Genomic DNA, 25,837 nt, shown 5'->3' with positions numbered 1-25,837 from the left:
AATCAGCTAAGCTTGATGCAGAAACTGCAAAAGAAGCGAATGACTTATTAGCAGACGCTAAGAAAGTATTTGCTAATGCAGACGCAAGTCAAGCAGAAGTAGATGCAATGGTGAAACGTTTAGAAGAATTCAAGTTAAACCAAGCTTCAGTAGCAACTGATGATCAAGCAGCTAACAATGCAATAAATGCATCAAATGGAGAAACTTCAGAAGATGTAACAGATGCTAAATTAGCAGCGAACGTTTCAAAACGAAACAACCAAAAAGAACTTCCAAACACAGGTACTGGAGAAGAATTTGTCATCTTCGGAGCTGCAGCAGCTTCAATTCTTGCAGGATTAGGAGTTGCCATTCCAGGTAAGAAAAAAGAAGATGAATAATCAATAGACAAGAGATTATGGAAGCAAGAAGAGAGTTTGACATTTTCAAAATGAAAACTATATTCTCAGATTGTTATAATACCTTGTCGAAAAAGAGATTGCTGTATCATACAGTGATCTCTTTTTTAGGTTGTTCGACAAAATATATACAAGAATAAGAAAAACATGATATAGCAATCGATAAATTAAGTGTAAAAGAGTATGAAGATCACTTTAGGAATAATGGTAAGTAATATAAATGCCTCTTTAAGAGGCAAGTGACGAGTCAAAAGCAATAAGGCTTGTAATGATTAAAAGATTATTTTTATGATAGTATGAACATTAAAATTTGGTTATAGATTATCTTTTTTAAAAGACGATAAAACGATAAAAAATATTTTTAAATTAAAAAAAGATGAAAAAAACAAAAAGTATGTTAATATATAATTATAGGAAGAAGCATAAATGAAAATAACAAAATAAAATATTTTGAAAAAGGAGGACTTATGAAAAAATATATTACAATAAATTTATATCGGTGGTTTGGAACAATAATTCTTACTATCTTAATTGCATTAGGAACAATCTTTAGTAGTTATGGAAGAACTCTGATACTTGATAATTTTTTAGCAAATAATCATAATTATTTTTTATATGGTATTGTATTAATTCTAGTAATGGCAATTACTGAAATTTTAAAGTCTTGTCTATCAATAAATAATGCAAAGTTGATTAAAGATTGGATTGTTTCAATTGGCAGTGGCGTTAGTGAAAATATTGAAAAAATGGGATACGATAACTATCATAAGATAAAACATGGAGAGTACATATCTTGGTACACAACTGACTTAGAGCGTATTTCAACAACTTATTTTGAACCTTTTTTAAATCTGTTTAGTAATGTAGTATTATCAACTATATCTCTAATTATATTATTTTCAATTAATTGGAAGATAGGATCTGTCTCACTTTTATTACTAATAATTTTAATGATAGTAGGAACTCGGTTTGGAAAAAAAATAGGTATGGCATATCAGAAGTTTTCTCAATTAAGTGGTATATATACTAATACATTACAGGAATACACTTCTGCTTATGATGTTTTAAAAAATTTTAATGCACTTTCTATATTAAAAGAAAAAATCAAACAAGCTCAAACAGATGTTGAGAATCAGAGAGTTGTAGCTAAGAAATATACTTCTTTTGCTACCTTAACATTTTATGGTTCACAAAGAATATTTGAAGGTATTATGTTTATGTTTGTTCTTTATTTAGTATTACAAAAGGAAATCAGTATTGGAATGTTATTATCAGTTCCAGCAATTCTAGCATTATTTTTAAATTCTACTGGTATGTTCCTAGAAATAGTTATAGCAATGCAAGGTATGAATGAAGTTATTGAGAAGTTAGAAACTAAAATGATAGCAGAAACAATAGAATATGACAATTTATCCTTAATAGAAGGGAACAATATAACATATTCTATTGACGAGAAAAAGATTTTTGATAATTTATCTTTTAAATTTGAAAAAGGTAAAAAATACGCAATTTTAGGTCCTAGCGGAAGTGGAAAGTCTACTTTGCTCAATATTCTTTTAGGTAGAATAAATAATTTTGATGGAGAATTAAAAGTAAATGGAGTTGTTAAAGAAAAGAATAAGGATGTTCTTTTTTCAAAAGAGATTGCATATGTGAGTCAAGAAGGTGCAATTTTTAATATGTCAATTAGAGAAAATATTCTACTTGGTATGAAGAAAACTGATGAAGAAATTTTTGATATTTTGAAAAAGGTTAAACTGTATGATTTAGTAAATAACTTACCTGAAAAATTAGATACGATTATTTCTTTAGACGGAAATAATTTATCAGGTGGAGAAAAACAGCGTCTTACATTAGCTCGAGCATTAATACGTAATACACCATGTATTATTTTAGATGAAGCAACTTCAGCAATTGATGCTAAAACGGCGGTTGCCATAGAAGAGCAAATTGTAGAAGATTCTGAGAAAACTGTCATTATCATTTCACATCATTTAGATGATAAGATAAGTTCAAAATTAGATAAACTTTATTTTTTATAAAACCTAGGGATTCGCGCCAAATTTTTTGGCGCGTTTTTCTTTGGCTTACGTCCCATTTAAAAGATTCGTTAACCTAAAATCATAACTCCTTATTTAATAAATTTCTATAAGTTAATTTCATTAAAAAACATGCCAAATAGGGGGCAGTACAAAGTCGGAAAGCTTTTTATTTTACAAATAAAGCCTTTACATTCAATTGGAAAAGGCTATAATTAAATTAAAGAGTGATTAAAATATGATTATCAAGGATATCAACTTTTGGAGAGTATTGATTTAGAGTTGAAAAAAATTAAAGAAATTTTCTGGTTAAATTATGGGTATAATGAGGAGGGGGAGAATGTTAAATATTAGTATAGCTAAGTTTTCGTATGGGAAAAAAGAAGTATTAAACGATATTCATATTCAAATTGTCAAGCCTAGAATTATTGGATTAGTAGCTCCAAATGGAACAGGGAAATCTACACTAATAGAGATCATCGCCGGTAATCTCAATAATAGAGATGTCAGTGTTTTGTTGGATGATAAAAATTATAAGAATCATTATTTGGAAATGAAACGAAAAATCGTGAGAATGTGTAATCAAGATGATTTGTATTCTGACTTAACAGGGTTACAACATTTACAATTTTACGCTGAAATGTGGAATATTAAACCATCATTTGTTGATGAAGTTGTTTCAAAATTACAAATGACTGAATATATCTCCAATAAAGTTTCTAGTTACTCGTTAGGAATGAAACAGAGACTTTGTTTTGCGTTAGTTGTTGTAACAAATTGTGAAGTTATGCTATTAGATGAAGTGATGAATGGACTGGATCCAGATAACGTGCAATTAATATCTAAAGTACTTCGGAGTTTAAAAAATGAAGGTAAAATAATTATCATTGCATCACATTTGTTGAATAATCTAAATAGTATTGCTGATGAGGTGTATTTCTTAAAAGATAAGAGGATTGCTTTAAAATATCAACTTGAAGATCAGTGTAATCAATCAATTGTAATACAATTTTCATCAGTGGATAGATATAAAGAGTTTACTCAACAATTTATGAATATGAATATACTATCTAATCCATCAGAATTGCTGATCAGTATGAAAGATTTGAATGAACTAGATTCCGTATTTTTGTGGATTCAATCAAATTTGATGACTATATCCAGTTTGACTTATGGAATAAAAGGTTGCGAAATCATTTATCAAGAACTATTTCATTCAGATGATGAAGGGAGAGAGTAATATGAAAAGCCAGATTATCATGGTATTGACGAATCGATTGGTAAGAATTCAGGTAATCATTTTTCTCTCTATTGTATTTATTTTTTCAATTTTACGTCTCTATGAACTAAATCATCAGTATCAAATAATGAATGAATATACTCTTACAAATATAAAAATCCATGAACAATACAAAAATAGTCTATTAATGGATAGTAAAATGTCACAACGAGAGTTACATGAAGATGAAAAATTATTCGTTGAGATTGATAATGCATATATAGATGCTGGAAATGCTTTTCAGAATAGAGATTATAGAAAATATATTCAATTAATGATTAAAGCTTGGGAATTAGAAGACTCTATTCGTGAAAAGTATGAGATTACGATTACAAATAAAAATACTTTAGGATCTACTGCATCTAAAAATGGAATATTATTTAAAAAGCAAACACAACAGTCAATGTTGCATTATCAACAATTAGAAGACAAAAATTTTGATGATAAGAATGTAATGAATGAATTGATAGGTATAACTGCTGTTCAGTCTTTCTTACCATTATTGGATTATAAAATTCCAAATATTTTTTTCTTACCATTCCTTTTCTTATTTACTCTAGTGATGTCTAATTCTATATTTTTATCAGATTCTAAACATAGAAGTTTATTGAATACAAAACCAATCAGTAATTTTAGATACAGTATTCAAAAAATGATTAGTAAATGGATTGTTGTATGTTTTGTTCAATTTGTAGCATTTCTAATTTATTTTGGAATGATTTCTATAAAAAATGGAATAGGAGATTTTACTTTAAAAACGGTGATATTTGAAAATGATAAGCCTATAACTATTTCTTATTTCAGTCTGTTTCTTATTATCTTATGCTTTGTACTGTTATTGAATTTATTTATTGTAAGCTTATGTAGTTTATTAAACCAACTATTTAGTAATCAAATCTTAACATTTCTTTTTGGAACGATAGTTATATTTTTAGAAACGGTCATGAAAGTTTTAAATATTGAAATGCCGTATATTGGTTCTATTCCTTCATCTTATTTTAGTTTTGGAACAGTGATATATGGGGTTAAAAATGAGTTTTATTTAAATGGACACTTTTCAATGTTTCAAGGAATGTTAGCACTTGTAATTGCTAGTGTAATTTGTTTTATATTTTCTATTGGAATATTGACTTTGAAGGAGAAGAGGGAGCGTTATGAAAAAATTTTCCTCCATTAAATTAGATTATAACTATTTAGTTTCAACGAGTTACTTTATAAAACTTCCTGTCATTATGGTTGTTATGTTTATATTATTGATAGGGTATAACAAATGGGTTCCTACAGAAACTCCACAAGAAATAATAAATAATCAATTTATGATGATGGATGACTTAATGGCATTAATTGCTAAGGATTACAGTATACCAAGTAATGTTCGAGAAGAGTCGGAAATGCAAATTGCTCAAATCTATCAAAACTTGTCTGAAGAAAATTTTAGTTATAAAAAGTCCGTTACTTCAAAAAAACTATTGTCCATTTATACAGAGCGTATTCAGTTATTAAATAATCTTACAACTTTGTTACCTAATTATATTGATAAGTTGCCTGATATTAGTAAATTGGAAGATGAAAAGATTATTTTAGAATATTTAAGTGAAAGTAATCAAGATTATTTGCATTATAAAACTAGTTATGTAGTGATAAAAATTATTCTTTATTTTCTTGCTTTAGGTGGATTTTTATTTCTTTATATTTTTATGGTGACTAATTTTCATAAGCGAAAGTTATCTCATAAAAGTTTACTAAAAGCATTACCTATTTCAATGGTACGTCTAAATAAAGAGGAGTGGTTTTATACGCTTGGCTTGTTTTATTTCTTACCACTAATAATCGTTTTGATTGGAATTTCTTTATATTGTATAGCTTTTGGTGTTAATTTTTATAATTATCCATTTCTTATTGCAACGTTAGAAGGTAGTAGGATCTATTCAGCTTATCATATGTTATTAATTTCAATTTTTTATCCAGTAGTTTCAACTTATATTTGTTTTATTTTAGAAAAAATATTTGTATTCCTTTTTAAAGACGAAATATTATCGATAATTTGTCTTCTCACTTTAATTGCTACTTGTACTATTTTTTGTCTATTTAAAAGCCCATTTGGGGTGATGATAGTGTTACTAATGATTCAAAACAATCAGTCTCTAACTATAGGATTTTTATTATTGACTATGTGTATGCTGTTGACTTTTTATGTTACGAATTATCTATTCATAAAATTTTTAGATATAAGGTAAAGTTGATGGAAGAATGATGCACTGAAAAAATGTTCTTATTATTTGCTATGTTAGCTTTTTTAGAGGTGTTAAGGTGGAGTAAAGAAATGATTCTATATAATTTGACATTTGTAGTAATTTACAATACAATTGCATTACATTTCAAGGAGGTGTGATGATGGGAAAAACTGCTACCATTAATGTAAGAGTTGATGAAGATGATAAAAAATCAGCTGAATTTGTGTTAAATCAACTAGGAATGCCAATGTCTACACTAGTTACTTTACTTTTAAAACAAGTTTCGCTAACTAAGAGCATACCATTTAATATTTCTTTACCTGTGACTCCTTATTCAGAAAGTATTGAAAATATGACTTCTGAAGAATTCGGTAAAATGATGGTTCAAGAATTTCAGAATGCTGAAGGGGAAAATGTTCGTTCGGTTAATGAATTTTTTAATGAGTTTAGGACGAGGATTGATGGATAAAAATTAGGTGACTTAATGTCAATAATTATTCCGTATTTTATAAATATGAGAATCATATAGTTACTATCCTTAGAGTGTTTCATGCTTCAAGTAATTTAGAAAAACTGATAAAAGATTTAGAGTAACAATTCAATTGAACAACTCCAATTTCTGGATAGATTCTGTCTATTTAGAGATTGGAGTTATTTGTATGTTTTGCACAAAATTCTCTTTTCAAGTGTTAGTGGCTATGTTACAATCGTGTTGTTTATAGAACATAAACTGTTTAAAATTTAATAGACAACAAAGGAGTTAAAAACACCATGTATTTAGAGATGTTTTTAGGTGCAGTTGCAGGTTTAAGTTTGTTCTTGTACGGAATGAAATTAATGGCAGATGGATTGCAAAAATTTGCAGGAGATAAGCTAAAAAGTATCGTTCGTACGTTAACAAAAAATCGTTTGATGGCTGTTTTAGTTGGGATGTTCGTCACAATGGTGATTCAAAGTTCAAGTGCTACATCAGTAATGGTAGTCGGATTTGTGAATGCCAGTATTATGACGATTGAACAAGCAGTCGGTGTAATTTTTGGGGCCAATATTGGTACGACAATTACAGGTCAAATGGTTTCCTTTAATCTTTCTCAATGGGCACCTATTGCAATTGGTACAGGAATTTTAATGGGAGCAATTGTGAAGAATCCTAAAGTAAAAGAATTTGCTGAAATCTTAGTAGGGTTTGGAATTTTGTTCATTGGTATGAACTATTTAAAAGACGCTTTAGCGCCACTAAAAGATTTACCAGCCTTTACAGAATGGATTGTTAATTATGGACATAATCCACTATTTGGGGTAGCTCTTGGATTTATTATGACATTAGCGCTTCAAAGTTCTTCTGCAACGATTGGGGTATTAATTGCCTTAGCTTCTCAAGGAGTATTACCATTTGCTACAGCTCTATATATTATTTTTGGAGACAACATCGGTACATGTACAACAGCGTTAATTAGTAGTTTAGGAACTTCAAGACGTGGAAAACAAGTCGCTGTGATTCATTTAAGTATTAACATTATTGGTACTATCTATTTCATGTTGTTTTTAACGGGAATTTTAACAAATATTGTTACTTCTATGAATGCTACTGATATAGCAAGACAAATTGCAAATGCTCATACTATTTTTAATATTGTAAATGTGATTGTATTATTCCCATTTGCAAATCTACTAGTAAAATTAGCGGACTTCATTATTCCAGAACCGCAAGCTGAAACAATGGAAGAAGAAGAAAAACTAGTATCTTATTTAGACAAACGTATTTTAGTAACACCATCGATTGCGTTACAAAATACAATGTATGAATTTGCAGCGATGTCTCATGCGGCAGATAAAACTTTAACATATGCGATTGATGCTATTCGTTTACGTAGTCAAGAAAAAATTGAAAAAGCATTTGCTTCAGAGCAAAAAGTGAATCAATTCCAAAAAGCAATTGTGGAATATTTAGTAGAAATTTCTCAACAAAATGTTTCAACAACTGACCAAGAAACCATTGATGAATTATTTAGTACAGCTAACGACGTAGAACGTATTAGTGACCATGCAGAAAATATTGCAGATTTTGCGAAAGCTGTATTAGAACGTGATATTGTATTAGATGAAAAGACTTTATCAGAATTAGAACATGTATTTGACTTAGTACAAAAAGGATTTGCAATGTCGATTGATACTTTATCAACTGGTAATTTAGTGAAAGTTAAAGAAGTGATTACAATCGAGCGAGAAATTGACCGATTGAAAATTGAAATTCGTGATAAATATATGAAACGTATGAATAAGGGAATTGCGAGTGCCGATTCAGGTATTTTCGTCATGGATTTATTAAGTAACTTAGAACGTATTAGTGACCACTTTAGAAATATTGGAGAGACTGTTCAAAGATTAGGTCGTCCAGTGGTTGTAACAGAATAAACTGATGAGAAGATGATGCCATTTTGGTGTCATCTTTTTTAGTGATTATTTGTTATTTATAGACAATTATAGTACAATCAATAAGGATAAAAATGTTATAAAAGGAGAATTTCATGTTAAAAGTTTCAAACGTAAGTTTATTATTTTCAGATCGTAAATTATTTGATGAAGTAAATATTACATTTACACCTGGTAACTGTTACGGAGTTATCGGTGCAAATGGTGCGGGTAAATCTACATTTTTAAAAATTTTGTCTGGTGAGTTACAACCAACAACAGGGGAAGTTATTTTAGATCCTCATGAACGTTTAACTGTCTTAAAACAAGATCACTTTGCTTTTGAAGATGAACGTGTTATTGATACTGTTATTATGGGACATAAACAATTATTTGATATTATGAAAGAAAAAGATGCCATCTACATGAAAGAAGATTTTTCTGATGAAGATGGAATTCGTGCTGCTGAACTTGAAGGAGAGTTTGCAGAATTAAATGGTTGGGAAGCGGAAAGTGATGCTTCACAATTATTACAAGGTTTAGGGATTGCAGAAGACTTACACTATAAATTAATGAGTGAATTAGTGGAAGCTGAAAAAGTAAAAGTATTATTAGCACAAGCATTATTTGGTAAACCTGATGTACTATTACTAGACGAGCCAACAAACGGTTTAGATGCTAAATCAATCGCATGGTTAGAAGAATTTTTAATTAATTTTGAAAATACGGTTATCGTTGTTTCCCATGACCGTCACTTCTTAAATAAAGTATGTACACATATGGCTGACGTTGACTTTGGTAAAATTAAATTATTCGTAGGGAACTATGATTTCTGGTTACATTCAAGTCAATTAGCCGCTAAATTAATGGCTGACCAAAATGCTAAAAAAGAAGAAAAAATTAAAGAATTACAAGAATTTATCGCTCGTTTCTCTGCGAACGCTTCTAAATCAAAACAAGCGACATCTCGTAAGAAAATGTTAGATAAAATTACATTAGATGATATTCAACCATCAAGCCGTAAATATCCATTCGTTGGATTTACTCCTGCAAGAGAAATCGGAAATGATTTATTAATGGTTGAAGGATTATCAAAAACAATTGATGGCGAAGTTATTTTTGAAAATGTAAGCTTCCAATTGAAAAAAGATGATAAAGTTGCTTTCTTAAGTCGTTCAGATATTGCGATTACAACATTATTCAAAATTTTAACAGGGGAAATGGAAGCAGATAGCGGTACATTCAAATGGGGAGTAACAACTAGTCAAGCTTACTTACCAAAAGATATGACGGAAGAATTCTCAAATCCACAATTAAATATTTTAGAATGGTTACGTCAATATGCACCGGTTGAAGAACAAGATAATACATTCTTACGTAGCTTCTTAGGTCGTATGTTATTCTCTGGAGACGATGTTATGAAACAAGTAACAGTTCTTTCAGGGGGAGAAAAAGTCCGTTGTATGTTATCTAAATTAATGTTATCAAAAGCAAATGTCTTATTATTAGATGACCCAACAAACCACTTAGACTTAGAATCCATTACAGCATTAAATGATGGCTTAATTGCCTTCAAAGGTTCATTATTATTCTCAAGTCATGACCATGAGTTTATTCAAACAACAGCAAACCGTATTATTGAAATCGGACCAAAAGGTGTTGTGGATCGTCTAGAATCAACATATGATGAATTCTTAGAAAATGACGAAGTTCAAGCACGTGTAGATGCTTTATATCAATAAGATAGACTTTAATTTGCTATAGGAGAGAAGCGCTATGAAAAAAATTTATTTTGCCAGTCCATTATTTTCAGAAATGGAATTAGCTTTTAACGAAAGTTTTGTTAAACGAATTCGAGAAGAATATCCGCAATTGGAAGTTTACCTTCCTCAAGAACAAATGGCGATTAATGATAAAAATTCTTTTGCAGATTCAACGATGATTGCTAGATATGATACGGATGCGTTGCTAGATGCAGATTTAGTCATTGCTATTTTAGATGGTGCGATTATTGATGCAGGTGTTGCTAGTGAGATTGGAATTGCGTATCAAGCTGGTATTCCAATTTTGGCTTTATATAGTGATAGTCGTCAATATGGAGCTGAAAATGCAGAAAAATTAGTAGCATTACAAGAAGTTGCTGAATCTCAATTCCCATATGCAAATTTATATACAGTAGGTCTAATTAAATTAAGAGGGGAAGTTTTCTCAAGTACGCAAGAATTACTAGAAGCTTTACCTGCTTATATTATGGCTTAAGTAAAAATAGTATGAAATATATTCGACACTCTAAATTGCAACAAGAGTGTCGAATTTTTATTTTTGAAGACATATGAGAATGCTAATTTCCCTATTGTAAAAAATTATATTAAACGATAAAATAAAAACGATATCAATTTAATAATGTAAATTAATAAAAAGTGGGGATTTGTATGATTACACTGAATCAAGTTCGTCTAAAAACAAGAGAAATGATTTTAAAAGATATAGACTTTACCTTTGAAAAGGGAAATATATATGGAATGGTTGCCATTAATGGTTCTGGAAAAACTACATTATTTCGTGCAATAAGCCGGTTAATTTCAGTAAATAGTGGACAAATCATAGCTCCATCTTCACTATTTTACTATGAAACGATTGAATGGTTCGACGGAAATCTGAGTGGAATTGATTATTTACTTTATGTCAAAAATGTTTGGAATTCTTCAAAAAATTTAGAACATGAAATTGAGTATTGGGAAATGGCTGACTATATTCATTTACCCATTCGCAAGTATTCACTAGGGATGAAGCAAAGATTATTAATAGCAATGTATTTCATGAGTCAAGCAGAGTGTTGGTTAATGGATGAAATTACAAATGGTTTAGATGAGTATTATCGTACTAAATTCTTCAATCGATTAACAGAAATCCATTCACAACAACTGATTATTATAAGTTCTCACTACAAAGAAGAATTGATAAATGTTTGCGACAAAATTGTAAAGATTGAAAATTGTCGAATAGAAGAGGTACAATGATGAAACATTTTAGTTTATTTTTAGTAAAAAAAGCCTTAAAAAGTCGGTTGAATGTCATTATAGTTGTATTACTAACAATTGTCATCAGTATTGCATTTTATATGAATAGTAGAACGGCACAGAGTCTTAGTTTGGAAAATCAACTACAAAGTAGAATTGTAGAAAATGAACAAATGATTAAAGAAAATGAAGATAAATTATCTCAAACGACAGATACTGAGTCAGAAGAATATCAGTTTACAAAGAAAAATTTAGAATTGAAACAGAATCAATTAGAGGAAAGAAAACATATTCTATCTTTATTAGAACAACAAAAGTGGGAAGAGGCTTATTATTTACAAGCGAAATATGAAGAAAAGATTTTTGGAATAATTTCAAAAGAGGCTCATTCTAGTGCGGAATTAAAACAGGCAGTTTATCGTGAATGGAAGGTATATGAAGCTTTATCCCCATTAAATATTAAGGCGCATCTTTTAGATTTTCCAACTTATGGAATTGATCAAGTAGTATGGACATTAACTATTATTATTCCAACTTTATTTTTAATTTCGATTATTTTCATGTTAACACAACTATTTACGGATCGGTTTAAAGACAATTTGGATACAGCAAAATTACTTCCTTTTTCAAAAGTGAAGTTTGCCATTAGCTCTCTTGGAGTAGGAATTGGGTATGTAAGCATTGTGTTTCTATTAATCTGTGCTATTTCTTTATTTTTAGGATTATTCAATCAAGGGTTAGGAACTTTGGAATATCCATATCCAATTTTTGATGTTGCTAAGCAAGAGATAGTGATTGTTAAAATACAGAATATATTATTGGAGAGTTTAGCCTTAGAATTTTTAGTATTTATCGTTATTGTTGAAGTAGTCTATTTAATTAGTTTCTTTTTCAAACAAAAAACAGTAGCTTTATTTATCTCGTTAATTTCAATCGGTGGATTAGTTTTTGGTATTAATGTTATTGAACCTCTACAGAGAGTAGCGCATATTATTCCATTTACTTATTTACGTTCAGTTGAGGTTTTAACAGGAAGATTACCTCAAAATATTCAAAATGCTCAATTAAGTGGGAGTATGGGATTAACTATTATGCCTATAATAATGATTATCTTATTCATTTGTATTTTATTATTAGAGAAAATGAATGGTTTATCGATAAAAAATTTTTCCAATAAATAATGCTGAATTATGAAACGTAACAACACTGTAATACGGTTGTTACGTTTTTTATATCAAAATTGACCTGAAAAGAAAGTGTAAGTAGAATTATTTCTTAAATTCTTATCTAGAAAATATTTCAAAAAATAACCACTTTTTAGGCACGCCTAAATTTTTGAGTTTTTTTTCTTGAAAATCATATATATTTTGGACTTTTTTTGTTATACTAGTAGATACAAAAAGATTTTGGAAGGTGATTATATGATCAGAGTTGAAAAAGTAAGAAATGCGATGAAGGATTTAGAAATTGATGGATTAATTGTTTATAGTCCATATAATTTACGTTATTTAGCGAATTTTACAGGTACAACAGGTTTTTCATTAATTACATTAAATGAAGCATATTTTGTAACAGATGCTCGTTATACGCAACAAGCTCAAAAACAAGCACAAGGATTTACAGTAATTGAACATAAAACAGGTTGGCTAGGTGTATTCCGTGAATTAATTGAAAAACATGGATTAAAACATGTAGGGTTTGAAGCAGACCACTTATCTGTTTCAATGTTAGAAGTTTTTGAAGATGAATTTGATACAGATTTAGTTCCAACTCAAGGATTAGTAGAAAAAATTCGTGAAATTAAAGATGAAGCAGAAATTCAAACAATTCGTAAAGCATGTTCGATTTCAGATGCAGCTTTCTTGCATATTTTAAATGTACTAAAACCTGGTATGAGTGAAATTGAAGTCGCCAATGAATTAGATTTCTTTATGAGAAAACAAGGAGCATCTGGCGTTTCATTTGATACAATTATTGCGAGTGGTGTTCGTTCTTCAATGCCTCATGGTGTTGCGAGTGAAAAATTAATTGAAACAGGAGATTTAGTAACATTAGACTTTGGATGTTACTATCATGGTTATGTTTCTGATATGACTCGTACAATTGCTGTAGGGGAACCAACAGATCAATTGAAAGAAATTCATGATGTTGTTTTACAAGCTCAATTATTAGTAAGTGCAGCAGCAGGACCAGGTAAAACAGGGGTTGAATTAGATAAAATTGCTCGTGACTATATTGCTAGTAAAGGATATGGAGAATACTTCACACACTCAACTGGTCATGGTATTGGACTAGAAATTCATGAAGCTCCAAATGTAAGTCGTTTAGCGACTCAAGCATTTGTTCCAGGAAATGTAATTACAAATGAACCAGGAATTTATATTCCAGGTGTTGGTGGCGTTCGTATTGAAGATGATATCATTATTACTCCGACTGGTGGCGAAGTGATTCAACAAGTTCCGCGTGAATTGATTATTTTATAAGAAATTACCTTGTGAGTTGTGATAGAAGTAAAATCATGGTAAACTGTAAAAGAGAGTGAAGATCATGATTCGTGATGCTCATTGAGTTAGATAGCGATTCAGAATCTTTGTAAAAGGAGGTTCATTATGGAAAAATATTCAAATCAAACAGCCGTTTTAGGTGCTATTGAAATTGCCCCTGAAGTGATTGAGAGCATTGCAGGAATTGTTGCTTCTAAAGTGGAAGGATTCCATCCTTTATCAGGAATTATTAAGACAAGTGTGAATACACTTTTTGGTCGTGAAGAACTAGCTAAAGGTGCTTATTTAACCCAAGAACAAGGTGAATTTATTCTTGATGTGTACGGTAATGTAGATTATGGAGTATCTATTCCAAAATTAGCATTATTATTACAAAATAAAATTAAAGAACAATTATTATTTAGTTGTGAACTAGAAATTTCTCAAGTAAATATTCATGTTCAAACAATTATTCCAGCAAAAAATGTTGATTCAGAATTTTTCGAATTGGGGGATGAAGAGTGAGTCGTAACCCATTAAAAAGACGTGCACTACGTATTATTGCTATTCAAGCTTTGTATCAAATGGATATTTGTAAAGATTTATCAGAATTTGATGCTGTTCGCTTAGCGTTAGACGTATTGCATGATGAACAATCATTTGATGAAGAAATATATTCTAATGAAGCGTTATTAGATGAGTTTCCAGAAATTCATTATTCATTAGATTTAATCCAAGGGGTACAAAACCAGTTAGAAGAGATTGATGCTTTAATTTCCTCACATTTAAAAGGATGGGAATTAAATCGAATCGTTCGCTTAGATTTAATGATTATGCGTGTAGCAGTTTGCGAAATGCGTTCACCTGAATTGGAAGTTCCTCAAACAGTTGCATTGAATGAAGCAATTGAAATTGCAAAATTATATAGTGATGAAAAATCAGCGAAATTTATTAATGGTGTCTTATCAAACTTTGTTGAAGGGTAAGTCAGTATAGGAGGTTGAGCAAGAAGGCGCTCCGAAGCAATGATTTGCTTCCAGGAACACTTTTTGCTCAATTTTTTATTTAAAGGAGTGAGTAAATGGCGATTGTATTAGATGGTAAAAGTTTAGCCTTAAAAATTCGTCAAGAATTGAAACAAAAAGTAGAAGAACAGGCAGTAAGACCTGGTTTAGTTGTATTATTAGTAGGAGAAGATCCTGCTAGTCAAATTTATGTACGAAATAAAGAACGTGCTGCAATTGAAGTGGGATTTCATTCGGTTGTTGAAAGATTACCTGAGACTACTACTCAAGAAGAGTTATTAGAAAAAATTAAAAAATTAAATGAAGATGATGCTATTCATGGAATTTTAGTTCAATTACCATTACCAAAACAGATTGATAGTCAGACAGTATTAGAAGCCATTATTCCCGAAAAAGATGTAGACGGCTTCCATCCTGTAAATTTAGGAAAATTACTTCAAAAAGATGAAAGTATTGTCCCATGTACGCCAAAAGGAATCATTCGATTATTAGAAGAGTATGAAATTGACCTTACTGGAAAAGAAATGGTTGTTATTGGGCAAAGTACGATTGTTGGTCGTCCAATGGCTTTGTTAGGCTTAAATCGTGGGGCAACGGTAACTGTTTGTCACAGTCGAACAAAAGACTTAGATAAACAAATTGCAAGAGCAGATATTATTATAAGTGCAGTTGGAAGACCAAATTTAGTTTTGAGAGAACATGTGAAAAAAGATGCTGTCATTATTGATGTAGGTATTAATCGATTAGAATCTGGAAAAATCGTTGGAGATGTGGATTTTGATGGCGTTAAAGATTACGTCAGTGCCATTACTCCCGTACCAGGTGGAGTTGGTCCAATGACCATAGCGATGTTATTAGAGCAGACTTATCTTAATGCATGTAAGAGGGAAAACATTTATGAGTGAAGAATATGTAACAGTCTCGGCATTAACGAAATATATTAAATATAAATTTGATAAAGACCCTCATCTTGGAAGAATCTATTTAACGGGAGAAATTTCAAATTTTCGTTTACGTCCGACTCACCAGTATTTTAGTTTAAAAGATGAAAATGCTATTATTTCTGCAACAATGTTTCAATCTGCCTTTAAAAAGATTCAATTCCGTCCTGAAGAAGGGATGAAAGTATTAGTGATTGGTAAAGTTTCCGTTTTTGAAAAATCAGGACAGTATCAAATTAATATTGAACATATGGAACCGGATGGAGTTGGGGCTCTTTATTTAGCCTATGAACAATTGAAAAAGAAATTAGAAGCTGAAGGGTTATTTTCTCTTCCTAAAAAGCCAATTCCTCAATTTCCTAAAAAAATTGCGATTTTAACAAGTGAATCAGGGGCGGTCATTCAAGATATTCAAACAACAGTGTCTCGTAGATTCCCTATTGTTCAATTAGTGTTATATCCAACAGTGGTGCAAGGCGTTCATGCGGTTAATAGTATATTGAAAAATTTAGACTTAGTGGAACAAGAAGATTATGATGTCGTCATTATTGGACGTGGTGGCGGGTCGATTGAGGACTTGTGGGCGTTCAATGAAGAGCCAGTTGTAAGAAGAGTTGCTGAGTTGTCGATTCCAGTTATTTCAAGTGTAGGGCATGAAACAGATACGACTTTAATTGACTTTGTTTCAGATATGAGAGCTGCAACACCAACAGCTGCTGCAGAAATTGCAACACCTGTTTTAATGGAAATTCATCAACAATTGAGAAATTTGCAAACACGTCTGGAACAAGCATTAACTCGTCAATTACAAATTAAACGAGAAAGAATGCAAGCATTAGCGAATGCAAGTATTTTCCAAAATCCAGAACGGATTTATCAAGTTTATCAACAACGAGTGGATCAATTAGAAATGCGATTGCAGCAAATGATGCAACAAAGTGTTCAGCAAAAACGTCAACAATTATTAAAAAATCAACATCGTTTAGAATTGCGTTCTCCAAGTAGAAGAGTTCAAACGGAAAAACAAGCACTTCAATATTTGGCAAAACGTTTGGAACAAGCTCAAATTCAATTGATGAAAGATAAAAAACAACAATTCCAAAGAGCGATTCAGCAATTAGACTTATTAAGTCCATTAAAAATTATGAATCGTGGGTATGGGATTTTACAACAAGAAGAAATGATTATTAAAAGTGTTGACCAACTAGAAGTGGAACAAGAATTAACGATTCAATTAGTCGATGGAACGGTTCGTTCTAAAGTGACTTCTGTAGAGAAAGGAAATCAATTATGGTAAAGAAAGAGAAAAAATTTGAAGAAGCAATGAGTGAATTAGAACAAATTGTACAGCAATTGGAAAGAGGAGATGTTCCTTTGGATGAAGCTATTGCAAAGTTTCAAGAAGGAATGGCTCTAAGCCAATATTGTAATGAAACATTAACAAAAGCAGAAGAAACAGTCAGCAAAATGATTGTTGTAAAAGAAGATTAATGGAGTAACTCATGAGTGAAATGATTTCATATTGGCAACAAGAAATAGAAACCTATTTATTGGATCGAATCGAAAAGATTCCAAATATTTCAACAAGATTGAAAGAAGCCATGCTGTATGCGTGTAGTAGTGGAGGAAAGAGAATTCGTCCATTATTAGTACTGTTAATAAGTCATTTAGAAGAAGTAGAACTTCAAAAAGTGTTACCGGTAGCAGCTTCTTTAGAAATGATTCATACGTATTCATTAATTCATGATGACTTACCAGGAATGGATAATGATGATTATCGTCGTGGTAAGCTAACGGTTCATAAACAATTTGATGAAGCAACAGCCATTTTAGCAGGAGATGCTTTACTAACACTTGCATTTGAAGAATTAGCTCAATGTCAATTATCGGATACAAAAAAAGTTCGTGCCATTCAAGTATTAGGCTCAGCATCTGGAGCTAGTGGTATGATTACCGGTCAAATGAGAGATATTGCAAGTGAACATCAAGAAATTACATTAGAGCAACTCAAACAAATTCATGCAGATAAAACAGGACAATTATTATTAGCTGCGATTCGTTTAGGCTTACTCGTATTAGAGGATGCGACACCTTATGAAGAAGCTCTTTTAAAATTTGGCGTGCATTTTGGCTTAGCTTTTCAAATTCAAAATGACTTACAAGATGTTTGCTGGGATTCTGAAAAAACAGGTAAAATTACTGGACAAGATGCAGTATTAGAAAAAAATACGTATCCTAGCATTTTAGGAATTGATGGAGCGAAACTTGCCTTAGAACAAGAAATTAACCAGGCAAAACAAGCGATTCTATCTATTCCAAATGAAACAACGGTTCAAAGACAAGTACAAGAAATATTTATAAAAATTCTCTCATATGTAGAGATTTAAAGGAGAAAGAATGGAAAAAGAACGAGTAGACCTTCTAGTCGTACAACAAGGATTGACAGATTCTAGGGAAAAAGCGAAAAGACTTGTCATGGCAGGGCAAATTGTAGATGCTGTGAAACATATTCGCTATGATAAACCTGGCGAAAAAATTCCGATTACAACTGAACTTTATATAAAAGGAGAAACCCTTCGCTACGTTTCAAGAGGTGGATTGAAATTAGAAAAAGCACTCGAAACTTTTGATGTAAGTGTAGAAGGTAAAATCTTATTAGATATTGGCGCTTCAACAGGAGGCTTTACAGATGCTGCACTACAACATGGTGCTGTATTAAGCTATGCATTAGATGTTGGATATAATCAATTAGATTATAAATTAAGACAAGATGAACGAGTAGAAGTCATGGAAAGAGTGAATTTCCGCTTTAGTAAGCCTGAAGATTTTACAAAAGGAAAACCTCAAGTGGCATCGATTGATGTTTCATTTATTTCGTTAAAATTAATTCTACCACCATTAAAAGATATTTTAGAGATGGATGGTGACGTTCTTGTACTGATTAAACCACAGTTTGAAGCAGGAAGAGAACGTATTGGGAAAAAAGGGATTGTTAGTGATCCAAAAGTTCATCAAGATGTATTAGAAGAAATTCTAGAATATTGCGAACAAATTGGTTTTTCTGTTCAACAACTTACTTTCTCTCCAATTACGGGAGGAAGTGGCAATATTGAGTTTTTAGCACATCTGCAATTACATGAAACAGTTGCTTCTTCATATGATTGGAAGACTGGTATTCAAGCAGTTGTGAAAGAAGCACATCAACAATTAAAAAATCTAAAATAGAGGTGGAACGATGATTCAAGAATTGTTTATTAAAAATTTTGCAATTATTGAAGAAGTTCGCTGCCAATTTGAAAATGGCATGACGGTATTAACTGGGGAAACAGGTGCAGGTAAATCAATTATTATTGATGCAGTAGGATTACTCGCTGGAGAACGTGCTAGCTTGGAAATGATTCGATATGGCAGTGAAAAAGCGACAATTCAAGCAGTTTTTACCATTGATTCAGAAGAGACAAAAAGAAAAATCGAAGCATTAGGCATTGAAATTGAAAATGATGAAATCATGATTCAACGTGAATTATATCAAACAGGTAAATCTACATGTCGTATTAATGGACAACTGGTTACCGTTTCGTTATTAAAACAAGTAGGTCCTTATTTGATTGATATTCATGGGCAAAATGAACATTTCTTATTATTAAACGAAGAGTATCATTTAAGTCTTTTAGATGCCTATGCAGGACAAAAATTGCAATCATTAAAAGATTCTTATAGTGAGTATTATGAACATTATTGCAGCATTCAAGAGCAATTAAGAAAGTTACAAACTGCTGAAAAAGAAGATGCACAAAAAATTGACTTATTAAAATTCCAAGTAGAAGAAATAGAATTATCAAATATTTATATTGGAGAAGAGGAAGAATTAGTTCAAGAAAAGGAATATTTTACTCATTTCCAAAAAATTCAAGAACACTTAATGTCTGCTCTATCTGTGTTACAAACGGAAGAATATTCTGCAGTAGATGCGATTAGTCAAGCTTCTCAAGAAATAGGATTTTTAGAAGGAATTGGTGAAAATTATAAACAATTGCACCAGCAATTACAAGAATCTTATTATCAATTACAAGATGCGGTTTCTAATATGAGTCATGAATTAGATCATGCAGAATATGATGAAGAAAGATTAGCCTATATTGAAGAACGTTTAGATATTTATTATCAGTTAAAACGTAAATATGGAGATAATGCAGAAGAAATATTAGAATTCCAAGCACAAGTACAAGCACAATTAAATCAAATTGAGAATAAAGAAAGTATTATTGAAACATTGATTCAAGAAAAAGTACAAATCGAACAAAAAGCAAGAGAAGTAGCTCTTGAATTGACGAAACAAAGACAGGCAATTGCCCTTGAATTAGCTGAAAAAATAGAAACTCAGTTACATGAATTATATATGGAACAAGCCATTTTTGAAATTCGTGTCCTACCAAGTGAACAACTTCTTGAAACAGGAATGGATGAAGTTTACTTCTATATTTCGACGAATAAGGGTGAACCTGTTAAACCATTACAAAAGATTGTATCTGGTGGGGAATTATCTAGAATTACCCTTGCTATGAAAACAATCTTTGTGCGTAAGCATGGTGTTGGAACGATTGTATTTGATGAGGTAGATACAGGGGTTAGTGGACGAGTGGCTCAAGCTATTGCGAATAAAATGCATTATATTTCAGAATTTGCTCAAGTATTATGTATTACTCATTTACCACAAGTGGCAAGTATTGCGGGAGTTCATATTTTCATTGAAAAAATGGAAAAAGATGAGCGTATACGCACGACTCTAACAACATTAGAAGAAGACAAACGTATCGAAGAAATCGGTCGTATGTTGTCTGGAGAAGAAATGACCGCATTAACGAAACAACATGCGGCAGAATTAATTGCGTTGTCTCAAAAAATTCGTCAACAAAATAAAGTTCAAAAGAAACAGGTGATTGCAAATGACTAAAATTTTTGCACATAGAGGAAGTAGAGGAACTCATCCAGAAAACACATTAGCTGCTTTTCAAGAAGCAGTGCGTGTTCAAAGTGATGGAATTGAATTAGATGTTCATGTTTCAAAAGATGGAGCATTAGTCGTGATTCATGATGAAACAGTGGATCGTACGACTAATGGTAGTGGTTCTATTCAAGACTTAACATTAGAAGAAATTCAAGCATTGGATGCAGGTAGTTGGTTCGATGAATCATTTACTGGAGAAAAAATTCCAACCTTGGAAGAAGTATTCCAATTGTTAAAGGAATTGGATTTCAAAGGTGAATTAAATATTGAATTAAAAACGGATCAAATTGAATACGCTGGGATTGTTGAAAAATGTGTGGCTTTACAAGAAAAACTGCAACCAAACTTTGCGATTATTTATTCTAGTTTTAATCCTAGAAGCATTATTCAAATGAAACAATTACAACCAATTCAAGAAATTGCCTTTTTATATGAAACTGTAGAAATGGCAAATTTTGTATTCGAAGAAGTAAAATTTGAAGCTGTTCATCCGGATTATAGCTTATTAAAAGAATCCTTTGAGATTCATTCACAGTATCCAAAACGTGTTTGGACAGTGAATCAAGAAAATGAGATGAAACATTGTTTTGAACTTAATGTAGAAGCGATTTTTACAGATTATCCACAAAAAGCTCTTGAGCTTCGTTCGGAAATAAAGGAGTAGTATGGTAGAAAAACAAAAAATCATTGTAATTGTTGGCCCAACAGGTGTTGGGAAAACAGCTCTTAGTATCGAATTAGCACAACAATTAAATGGAGAAATCATTAATGGGGATTCAATGCAAGTTTATAAAACATTGGATATTGGAACAGCTAAAGTAACTCCTGAAGAAGTACGAGGGATTCCTCATTATTTATTAGATATCTGTGAAGTCAAGGAAGAATATACCGCTAGTGATTTTAAACAAATGGCAAGAGAAGCGATTCAAGAGATTGCAAGCCGTGGGAAACTTCCAATTATTGTTGGTGGAACAGGATTATATATTGAAGGTTTATTATTTGATTTTCATTTTAGTGGAGAAGATTCCAATGATCCAGCTTACCGACTAGAAAAGGAAAAAGAACTAGAAGAAATTGGACCTCTTGCTATGTGGGAACAATTAAAAAAAGTTGATCCTGTCAGTGCTGAAAATATTCACCCGAATAACACAAGACGAGTTATACGAGCGCTAGAAGTGACATATGCAAGTGGAAAGCCATTTTCAGCTAATGACCAACAACAAAAAGAAGCAATTTTTGATGCCTATATTATCGGATTATCAACGGATAGAGCAGTCCTTTATGAAAGAATTGATACAAGAGTAGACATGATGATGCAAAATGGTTTAGAAGAGGAAGCTAGACAATTATATGATGCAGTAAAAGGATTAGATGTTCAATCTATTCGAGGGATTGGGTATAAAGAATGGGTGGATTATTTTGAATGTCAATTATCAAAAGAAGCCACTATTCAAAAAATTCAACAAAACTCTAGACGATATGCCAAACGACAATTAACGTGGTTTAGAAACCGATTTGAAGCTGTACATTGGTATGATTTAGTAGAAAATCCTAATACAATTTCTCAAGTTATTTTAGATTGTCAGCAGTTTTTACTGGGAAGTGAATAAATGGAAAACACAAAAGAAAGAGTTATGATTGTTGCTGTGCAAACAACACAATCAGATGAGCAATTTCAATATGCTCTAGAAGAGATGAAGCAATTAGTGGATACCGCTCAAGGAGAAGTTGTCGTAACTGTTACTCAAAAAAGAGAAACTTATAGTGGTCGTACAATGATTGGAAAAGGGAAAGTAGTAGAAATTAGTCATTTAGTCGATGAATTAGAAATTGATTTAATAGTTTTCTACCAATCTCTAACAGGTTCTCAAACGAAAAATCTAAATGAAACGATTAATGCACGAATTATTGACCGAGTTCAATTAATTTTAGATATTTTTGCGATGCGTGCTCGTTCAAAAGAAGGAAAACTTCAAGTACAATTGGCTCAATTAAATTATTTATTACCACGTTTATCAGGCCAAGGTACAGCCTTATCGAGACAAGGTGGGGGAATTGGAACAAGAGGACCAGGGGAAACGCAATTAGAAACGGATAAACGACACATTCGTAAACAAATTTCAGATATTGAAGCACAATTAGAACAGACAAAACTACATCGTCAACGTTCAAGAATGAAGAGAAATCGTTCGAATGGTTTTAGAATGGGATTAATTGGCTATACGAATGCTGGAAAATCAACCATTCTAAACCAATTAACAGATGCAGGAACGTACCAGATGGATCAATTATTCGCAACTTTAGATCCATTAACAAGAAAAGTTGATTTGGCCGATCACTATGATGTGACATTAACGGATACCGTTGGATTTATTCAAGATTTACCAACGACTTTAATTCACGCATTTGAGTCAACTTTAGAAGAGAGTGCGGATGTTGATTTATTAGTGCATGTAGTAGATGCATCATCTCCGAATTTCTTAATGCATGAAAAAACGGTTCATGACTTAGTTGAGGATTTAGAAATGGAAACTATTCCAATGGTGACGATTTATAATAAATCTGATTTAATCATTGGAGAGTTTCAACCGAATGCTTATCCTTCGTTAGTGATGTCTGCTGAAAATGCAACTGATATTGAGCGATTAAGAGAATTTCTTGGAGCTCAAATGAAAGCAGAAATGGACCATTATGAAGAATGGGTAGAAGTTTACGAAGCGCAAAAACTTTCACAACTCCAACAAAATACATTAGTAGAAATTTTGGAGTTTAATGAAGAGAAAAACCAATACTATGTAAAAGGCTATCGTAAAAAAGGAATGTAATATTATTTAAACTGCTTTTAAGGCATTTAAAGTAAAACGAACTTTTCTAAAAGCAGCTAGGACGGCAGCAGCCCTTCGGTCTCATGCCTAAATTTTGAGCTAAGGTCTCAAAATTTCCTGTAAAATTATCTTGAGAAGCTAATTTTACTTCGGCTACGGAGAAAAGTTCTTTTTTCTTTAAATTTGTTACGTAAGAAATTTTTATCTGGAAAATTTATGAAAGAAAATTCTAAAGGTTGATTTAAAAATCACTGGAAGATAAAAAGTAAAGCAATAGGAAAGACTTTTATTGTAGCAGTAGTAATATTAGCCATTTTGGCTAATATTACAGGGAAACTTTGAGACCAAGGCTCAAAGTTTAGACATGAGACTCGCAAGGCGAGGCTGCTGTCGACCTTGCTACAATATGTAAAAGTCTTGTTTATTGCTTTACGTGTTAGAATACGACCCATTTTTTAAGGAGGATCGAAATGATTAAATATTTAAGAAGAGAGATGTTAGGATTTCTGATAAATATAGCAGGTTTATTTACTGTATCTGGCTTACAAGTTTATGCTGCCTTACGAATGACAAAGGTAGCCGAATATCTTATCCAACAAAATGTAAAGGTATTCATGATTGAAGTATTCATTATTTTGGGATTATGGATTATTAGTTTAATCATTTCTTACTATCAAACAATTTATCAAGAAATTGTTATTCAAAATATATGTAATAAGATGCGTAGTGATATGTCAGATGCTTCTTGGAATATTAAAGCTAATTATATTAATGGTCAAGAACAAAAGGAAATTGAGTCATTTCTTCAAAATGATGTAAATATGATTGAAAATAAAGTACTAAGAAGTATTTTTGGTATGATAAAATTTATGTTGCGTGCTATTTTATCTTTAATTGCTTTATTTTACGTTCATTATTTATTATTCATTGTCAGTCTTGCATTATCAATTGTATTATATTTTATCCCGATAATGACCAAAAAAATGGTGTCTAATGCAGGAAATCATGTGGCTGAGGCAAATAAAAGTTACTTGAATAAAATTAATAATATGATAACAGGAATTGATGTTCTAAAAGAATTTGGTGCATTAAATTTTTATCAGGATTCCTTTAGTCAAGAGTTATTTAAAATTAAGAATAGTAGAGTATTACTTGCTAAAGAAACGAGTAAAGTTACATTTATTATTTTTCTATTGAATGTAATCAGTCAATTATCGGTCATATTGGTAACGGGGCTGTTGATAATCAATCAGATAATCTTAGTTGGTGCAATTCTTACTACAACTGATTTAGCAATGAAATTATTTGATTCAATTTCTGCGATTAATCAATATATGACCATTATTCATTCTTCAGTTCAACTTTTAGATAAAATTGATAAGTTTGAAGCAAGTGATGATAAAACTATTGAAAAACCAGTTATATTATCGTGGGATAATATTACTATTTCAGATTTAGAATTTGGTTATACAACAGATCATGTATTATTTAGCAATGTTAATTTACAATTAGATAAAGGAAAATGGTATGTATTGAATGGGGCTTCTGGTAAAGGAAAGTCCACACTATTCAAGTTATTATTACAGCAATTAGAACCAAAAAAAGGTACTATTTTGATTGATGGGGATAATATTAAACAATACAATACAGATAACTTATTTAGTTATTTAAGACAACAAGGTTATATGTTTGATACAAGTATCAAGGAGAATATTTTATTAGGAAAAGAAGAGTCAGATAATTTTAAGGAGATAATTGAGCAATTAAATATTGATTTAACTAAAAAGATAAATGATTTGTCAGGTGGAGAAAAGCAAAAAGTTGCTATTGCAAGATTATTAGTTAATCCAAATCCTATCATTTTATTAGATGAAAGTTTTTCAAATATCGATATTGCTAGTTCGAAAATGATTTTAAATAGTTTATCTAAATTAGAAAATACAATGGTTATTATGATAACACATCGTAAGCAAGAATTAGAAGATATTGAGTATGATTCGATAAATATTCTTGAATGAATTAAAGCTGAGTAATAATAGGATAGAAAGTAAGGAGAGTAAAAATTTGAAGAAAAAATGGTTTTTTGCAGATTATTATGACACAACAATTATTTTACTAGCTTTAATCTCTGTTATTCTGGTATTACTTGGATTTTCTGAGATGATTGATTTGG

At 31.1% G+C, this 25,837-nt stretch carries 24 protein-coding genes and 2 pseudogenes; all 26 read left to right on the top strand.

Going from position 1 to position 25,837, the window contains the following annotated elements:
* The coding region (locus RWL86_RS06495) for an LPXTG cell wall anchor domain-containing protein (protein ID WP_314078099.1) at positions 1-380 on the top strand (380 nt) is incomplete at its 5' end.
* 140 nt (positions 381-520) lie between these two features.
* A pseudogene (locus RWL86_RS06490) lies at positions 521-613 on the top strand (IS200/IS605 family transposase); the annotation flags it as partial.
* A gap of 252 nt (positions 614-865) precedes the next feature.
* Entirely contained in the window at positions 866-2,440 is a 1,575-nt protein-coding gene (locus tag RWL86_RS06485) for an ABC transporter ATP-binding protein (RefSeq protein ID WP_314078096.1), read from the top strand.
* Positions 2,441-2,777: 337 nt separating this feature from the next.
* Complete coding sequence (locus RWL86_RS06480; RefSeq protein WP_314078093.1) at positions 2,778-3,677, top strand: ABC transporter ATP-binding protein; 900 nt, start codon at positions 2,778-2,780, stop codon at positions 3,675-3,677.
* A gap of 1 nt (position 3,678) precedes the next feature.
* Positions 3,679-4,893, top strand: a complete 1,215-nt coding sequence (locus tag RWL86_RS06475; RefSeq protein WP_314078090.1) for a hypothetical protein — start codon at positions 3,679-3,681, stop codon at positions 4,891-4,893.
* Positions 4,871-5,953, top strand: a complete 1,083-nt coding sequence (locus RWL86_RS06470; RefSeq protein ID WP_314078088.1) for a hypothetical protein — start codon at positions 4,871-4,873, stop codon at positions 5,951-5,953. Before RWL86_RS06475 ends, RWL86_RS06470 begins: the two co-directional genes overlap by 23 nt.
* A 157-nt stretch (positions 5,954-6,110) precedes the next feature.
* Entirely contained in the window at positions 6,111-6,419 is a 309-nt protein-coding gene (locus RWL86_RS06465; RefSeq protein WP_314078105.1) for a type II toxin-antitoxin system RelB/DinJ family antitoxin, read from the top strand.
* Positions 6,420-6,721: 302 nt separating this feature from the next.
* The gene (locus RWL86_RS06460; RefSeq protein WP_314078085.1) at positions 6,722-8,365 is read left to right on the top strand and encodes a Na/Pi cotransporter family protein; all 1,644 of its coding nucleotides are present in this window, start codon (positions 6,722-6,724) and stop codon (positions 8,363-8,365) included.
* 113 nt (positions 8,366-8,478) lie between these two features.
* Positions 8,479-10,104, top strand: coding sequence for an ATP-binding cassette domain-containing protein (locus tag RWL86_RS06455; RefSeq protein WP_314078083.1), 1,626 nt, complete (start codon positions 8,479-8,481; stop codon positions 10,102-10,104).
* Between the two features lie 34 nt (positions 10,105-10,138).
* Positions 10,139-10,621 carry a nucleoside 2-deoxyribosyltransferase gene (locus RWL86_RS06450; RefSeq protein WP_006702719.1) on the top strand — a complete coding sequence of 161 codons (483 nt, stop codon included), beginning with the start codon at positions 10,139-10,141 and terminating at the stop codon, positions 10,619-10,621.
* A 173-nt stretch (positions 10,622-10,794) separates the two neighbouring features.
* Positions 10,795-11,382 carry an ABC transporter ATP-binding protein gene (locus tag RWL86_RS06445; protein ID WP_314078081.1) on the top strand — a complete coding sequence of 196 codons (588 nt, stop codon included), beginning with the start codon at positions 10,795-10,797 and terminating at the stop codon, positions 11,380-11,382.
* The gene (locus RWL86_RS06440) at positions 11,382-12,563 is read left to right on the top strand and encodes an ABC-2 transporter family protein (RefSeq protein ID WP_314078102.1); all 1,182 of its coding nucleotides are present in this window, start codon (positions 11,382-11,384) and stop codon (positions 12,561-12,563) included. Before RWL86_RS06445 ends, RWL86_RS06440 begins: the two co-directional genes overlap by 1 nt.
* Positions 12,564-12,803: 240 nt before the next feature.
* The gene (locus RWL86_RS06435; protein ID WP_314078078.1) at positions 12,804-13,865 is read left to right on the top strand and encodes a Xaa-Pro peptidase family protein; all 1,062 of its coding nucleotides are present in this window, start codon (positions 12,804-12,806) and stop codon (positions 13,863-13,865) included.
* Between the two features lie 126 nt (positions 13,866-13,991).
* Complete coding sequence (locus RWL86_RS06430) at positions 13,992-14,390, top strand: Asp23/Gls24 family envelope stress response protein (protein ID WP_314078075.1); 399 nt, start codon at positions 13,992-13,994, stop codon at positions 14,388-14,390.
* Positions 14,387-14,851 carry a transcription antitermination factor NusB gene (nusB, locus tag RWL86_RS06425; protein WP_314078073.1) on the top strand — a complete coding sequence of 155 codons (465 nt, stop codon included), beginning with the start codon at positions 14,387-14,389 and terminating at the stop codon, positions 14,849-14,851. Before RWL86_RS06430 ends, nusB begins: the two co-directional genes overlap by 4 nt.
* 95 nt (positions 14,852-14,946) lie before the next feature.
* Entirely contained in the window at positions 14,947-15,795 is an 849-nt protein-coding gene (gene folD / locus RWL86_RS06420; RefSeq protein ID WP_314078071.1) for a bifunctional methylenetetrahydrofolate dehydrogenase/methenyltetrahydrofolate cyclohydrolase FolD, read from the top strand.
* A complete protein-coding gene (xseA, locus tag RWL86_RS06415; RefSeq protein WP_314078068.1) occupies positions 15,788-17,128 on the top strand; it encodes an exodeoxyribonuclease VII large subunit in 1,341 nt (446 codons plus the stop codon). The genes folD and xseA overlap by 8 nt, the downstream gene beginning before the upstream one ends.
* Positions 17,122-17,322 (top strand): exodeoxyribonuclease VII small subunit, encoded by a 201-nt coding sequence (locus RWL86_RS06410; RefSeq protein WP_006702549.1) that lies wholly within the window; start codon positions 17,122-17,124, stop codon positions 17,320-17,322. Before xseA ends, RWL86_RS06410 begins: the two co-directional genes overlap by 7 nt.
* 11 nt (positions 17,323-17,333) lie before the next feature.
* Positions 17,334-18,218 carry a farnesyl diphosphate synthase gene (locus RWL86_RS06405; RefSeq protein ID WP_314078065.1) on the top strand — a complete coding sequence of 295 codons (885 nt, stop codon included), beginning with the start codon at positions 17,334-17,336 and terminating at the stop codon, positions 18,216-18,218.
* A gap of 10 nt (positions 18,219-18,228) precedes the next feature.
* Positions 18,229-19,056 carry a TlyA family RNA methyltransferase gene (locus RWL86_RS06400; protein WP_314078063.1) on the top strand — a complete coding sequence of 276 codons (828 nt, stop codon included), beginning with the start codon at positions 18,229-18,231 and terminating at the stop codon, positions 19,054-19,056.
* Between the two features lie 10 nt (positions 19,057-19,066).
* On the top strand, positions 19,067-20,785 hold the full coding sequence (gene recN / locus RWL86_RS06395) for a DNA repair protein RecN (protein WP_314078060.1): 1,719 nt from the start codon (positions 19,067-19,069) through the stop codon (positions 20,783-20,785).
* Entirely contained in the window at positions 20,778-21,503 is a 726-nt protein-coding gene (locus RWL86_RS06390; protein WP_314078058.1) for a glycerophosphodiester phosphodiesterase, read from the top strand. The genes recN and RWL86_RS06390 overlap by 8 nt, the downstream gene beginning before the upstream one ends.
* Before the next feature lies 1 nt (position 21,504).
* Positions 21,505-22,449 carry a tRNA (adenosine(37)-N6)-dimethylallyltransferase MiaA gene (miaA, locus tag RWL86_RS06385; RefSeq protein ID WP_314078055.1) on the top strand — a complete coding sequence of 315 codons (945 nt, stop codon included), beginning with the start codon at positions 21,505-21,507 and terminating at the stop codon, positions 22,447-22,449.
* Positions 22,450-23,664: a GTPase HflX gene (gene hflX, locus RWL86_RS06380; RefSeq protein ID WP_314078053.1), complete on the top strand. Its 1,215-nt coding sequence runs from the start codon at positions 22,450-22,452 to the stop codon at positions 23,662-23,664.
* A 470-nt stretch (positions 23,665-24,134) separates the two neighbouring features.
* On the top strand, positions 24,135-25,682 hold the full coding sequence (locus RWL86_RS06375; RefSeq protein WP_314078050.1) for an ABC transporter ATP-binding protein: 1,548 nt from the start codon (positions 24,135-24,137) through the stop codon (positions 25,680-25,682).
* Between the two features lie 46 nt (positions 25,683-25,728).
* Positions 25,729-25,837, top strand: a pseudogene (locus tag RWL86_RS06370) (ion transporter); the annotation flags it as partial.

It is taken from the genome of uncultured Granulicatella sp. (assembly GCF_963515095.1).
Lineage (GTDB): Bacteria > Bacillota > Bacilli > Lactobacillales > Aerococcaceae > Granulicatella.
This window is presented reverse-complemented; position numbering and strand designations above follow the sequence as displayed.

Bases quoted from the DNA above. Each gene is read 5' to 3' on its own strand.
- RWL86_RS06485 (WP_314078096.1), top strand. From the start codon at position 866: ATGAAAAAATATATTACAATAAATTTATATCGGTGGTTTGGAACAATA.
- RWL86_RS06480 (WP_314078093.1), top strand. From the start codon at position 2,778: ATGTTAAATATTAGTATAGCTAAGTTTTCGTATGGGAAAAAAGAAGTA.
- RWL86_RS06475 (WP_314078090.1), top strand. From the start codon at position 3,679: ATGAAAAGCCAGATTATCATGGTATTGACGAATCGATTGGTAAGAATT.
- RWL86_RS06470 (WP_314078088.1), top strand. From the start codon at position 4,871: ATGAAAAAATTTTCCTCCATTAAATTAGATTATAACTATTTAGTTTCA.
- RWL86_RS06465 (WP_314078105.1), top strand. From the start codon at position 6,111: ATGGGAAAAACTGCTACCATTAATGTAAGAGTTGATGAAGATGATAAA.
- RWL86_RS06460 (WP_314078085.1), top strand. From the start codon at position 6,722: ATGTATTTAGAGATGTTTTTAGGTGCAGTTGCAGGTTTAAGTTTGTTC.
- RWL86_RS06455 (WP_314078083.1), top strand. From the start codon at position 8,479: ATGTTAAAAGTTTCAAACGTAAGTTTATTATTTTCAGATCGTAAATTA.
- RWL86_RS06450 (WP_006702719.1), top strand. From the start codon at position 10,139: ATGAAAAAAATTTATTTTGCCAGTCCATTATTTTCAGAAATGGAATTA.
- RWL86_RS06445 (WP_314078081.1), top strand. From the start codon at position 10,795: ATGATTACACTGAATCAAGTTCGTCTAAAAACAAGAGAAATGATTTTA.
- RWL86_RS06440 (WP_314078102.1), top strand. From the start codon at position 11,382: ATGAAACATTTTAGTTTATTTTTAGTAAAAAAAGCCTTAAAAAGTCGG.
- RWL86_RS06435 (WP_314078078.1), top strand. From the start codon at position 12,804: ATGATCAGAGTTGAAAAAGTAAGAAATGCGATGAAGGATTTAGAAATT.
- RWL86_RS06430 (WP_314078075.1), top strand. From the start codon at position 13,992: ATGGAAAAATATTCAAATCAAACAGCCGTTTTAGGTGCTATTGAAATT.
- folD (WP_314078071.1), top strand. From the start codon at position 14,947: ATGGCGATTGTATTAGATGGTAAAAGTTTAGCCTTAAAAATTCGTCAA.
- xseA (WP_314078068.1), top strand. From the start codon at position 15,788: ATGAGTGAAGAATATGTAACAGTCTCGGCATTAACGAAATATATTAAA.
- RWL86_RS06410 (WP_006702549.1), top strand. From the start codon at position 17,122: ATGGTAAAGAAAGAGAAAAAATTTGAAGAAGCAATGAGTGAATTAGAA.
- RWL86_RS06405 (WP_314078065.1), top strand. From the start codon at position 17,334: ATGAGTGAAATGATTTCATATTGGCAACAAGAAATAGAAACCTATTTA.
- RWL86_RS06400 (WP_314078063.1), top strand. From the start codon at position 18,229: ATGGAAAAAGAACGAGTAGACCTTCTAGTCGTACAACAAGGATTGACA.
- recN (WP_314078060.1), top strand. From the start codon at position 19,067: ATGATTCAAGAATTGTTTATTAAAAATTTTGCAATTATTGAAGAAGTT.
- RWL86_RS06390 (WP_314078058.1), top strand. From the start codon at position 20,778: ATGACTAAAATTTTTGCACATAGAGGAAGTAGAGGAACTCATCCAGAA.
- miaA (WP_314078055.1), top strand. From the start codon at position 21,505: ATGGTAGAAAAACAAAAAATCATTGTAATTGTTGGCCCAACAGGTGTT.
- hflX (WP_314078053.1), top strand. From the start codon at position 22,450: ATGGAAAACACAAAAGAAAGAGTTATGATTGTTGCTGTGCAAACAACA.
- RWL86_RS06375 (WP_314078050.1), top strand. From the start codon at position 24,135: ATGATTAAATATTTAAGAAGAGAGATGTTAGGATTTCTGATAAATATA.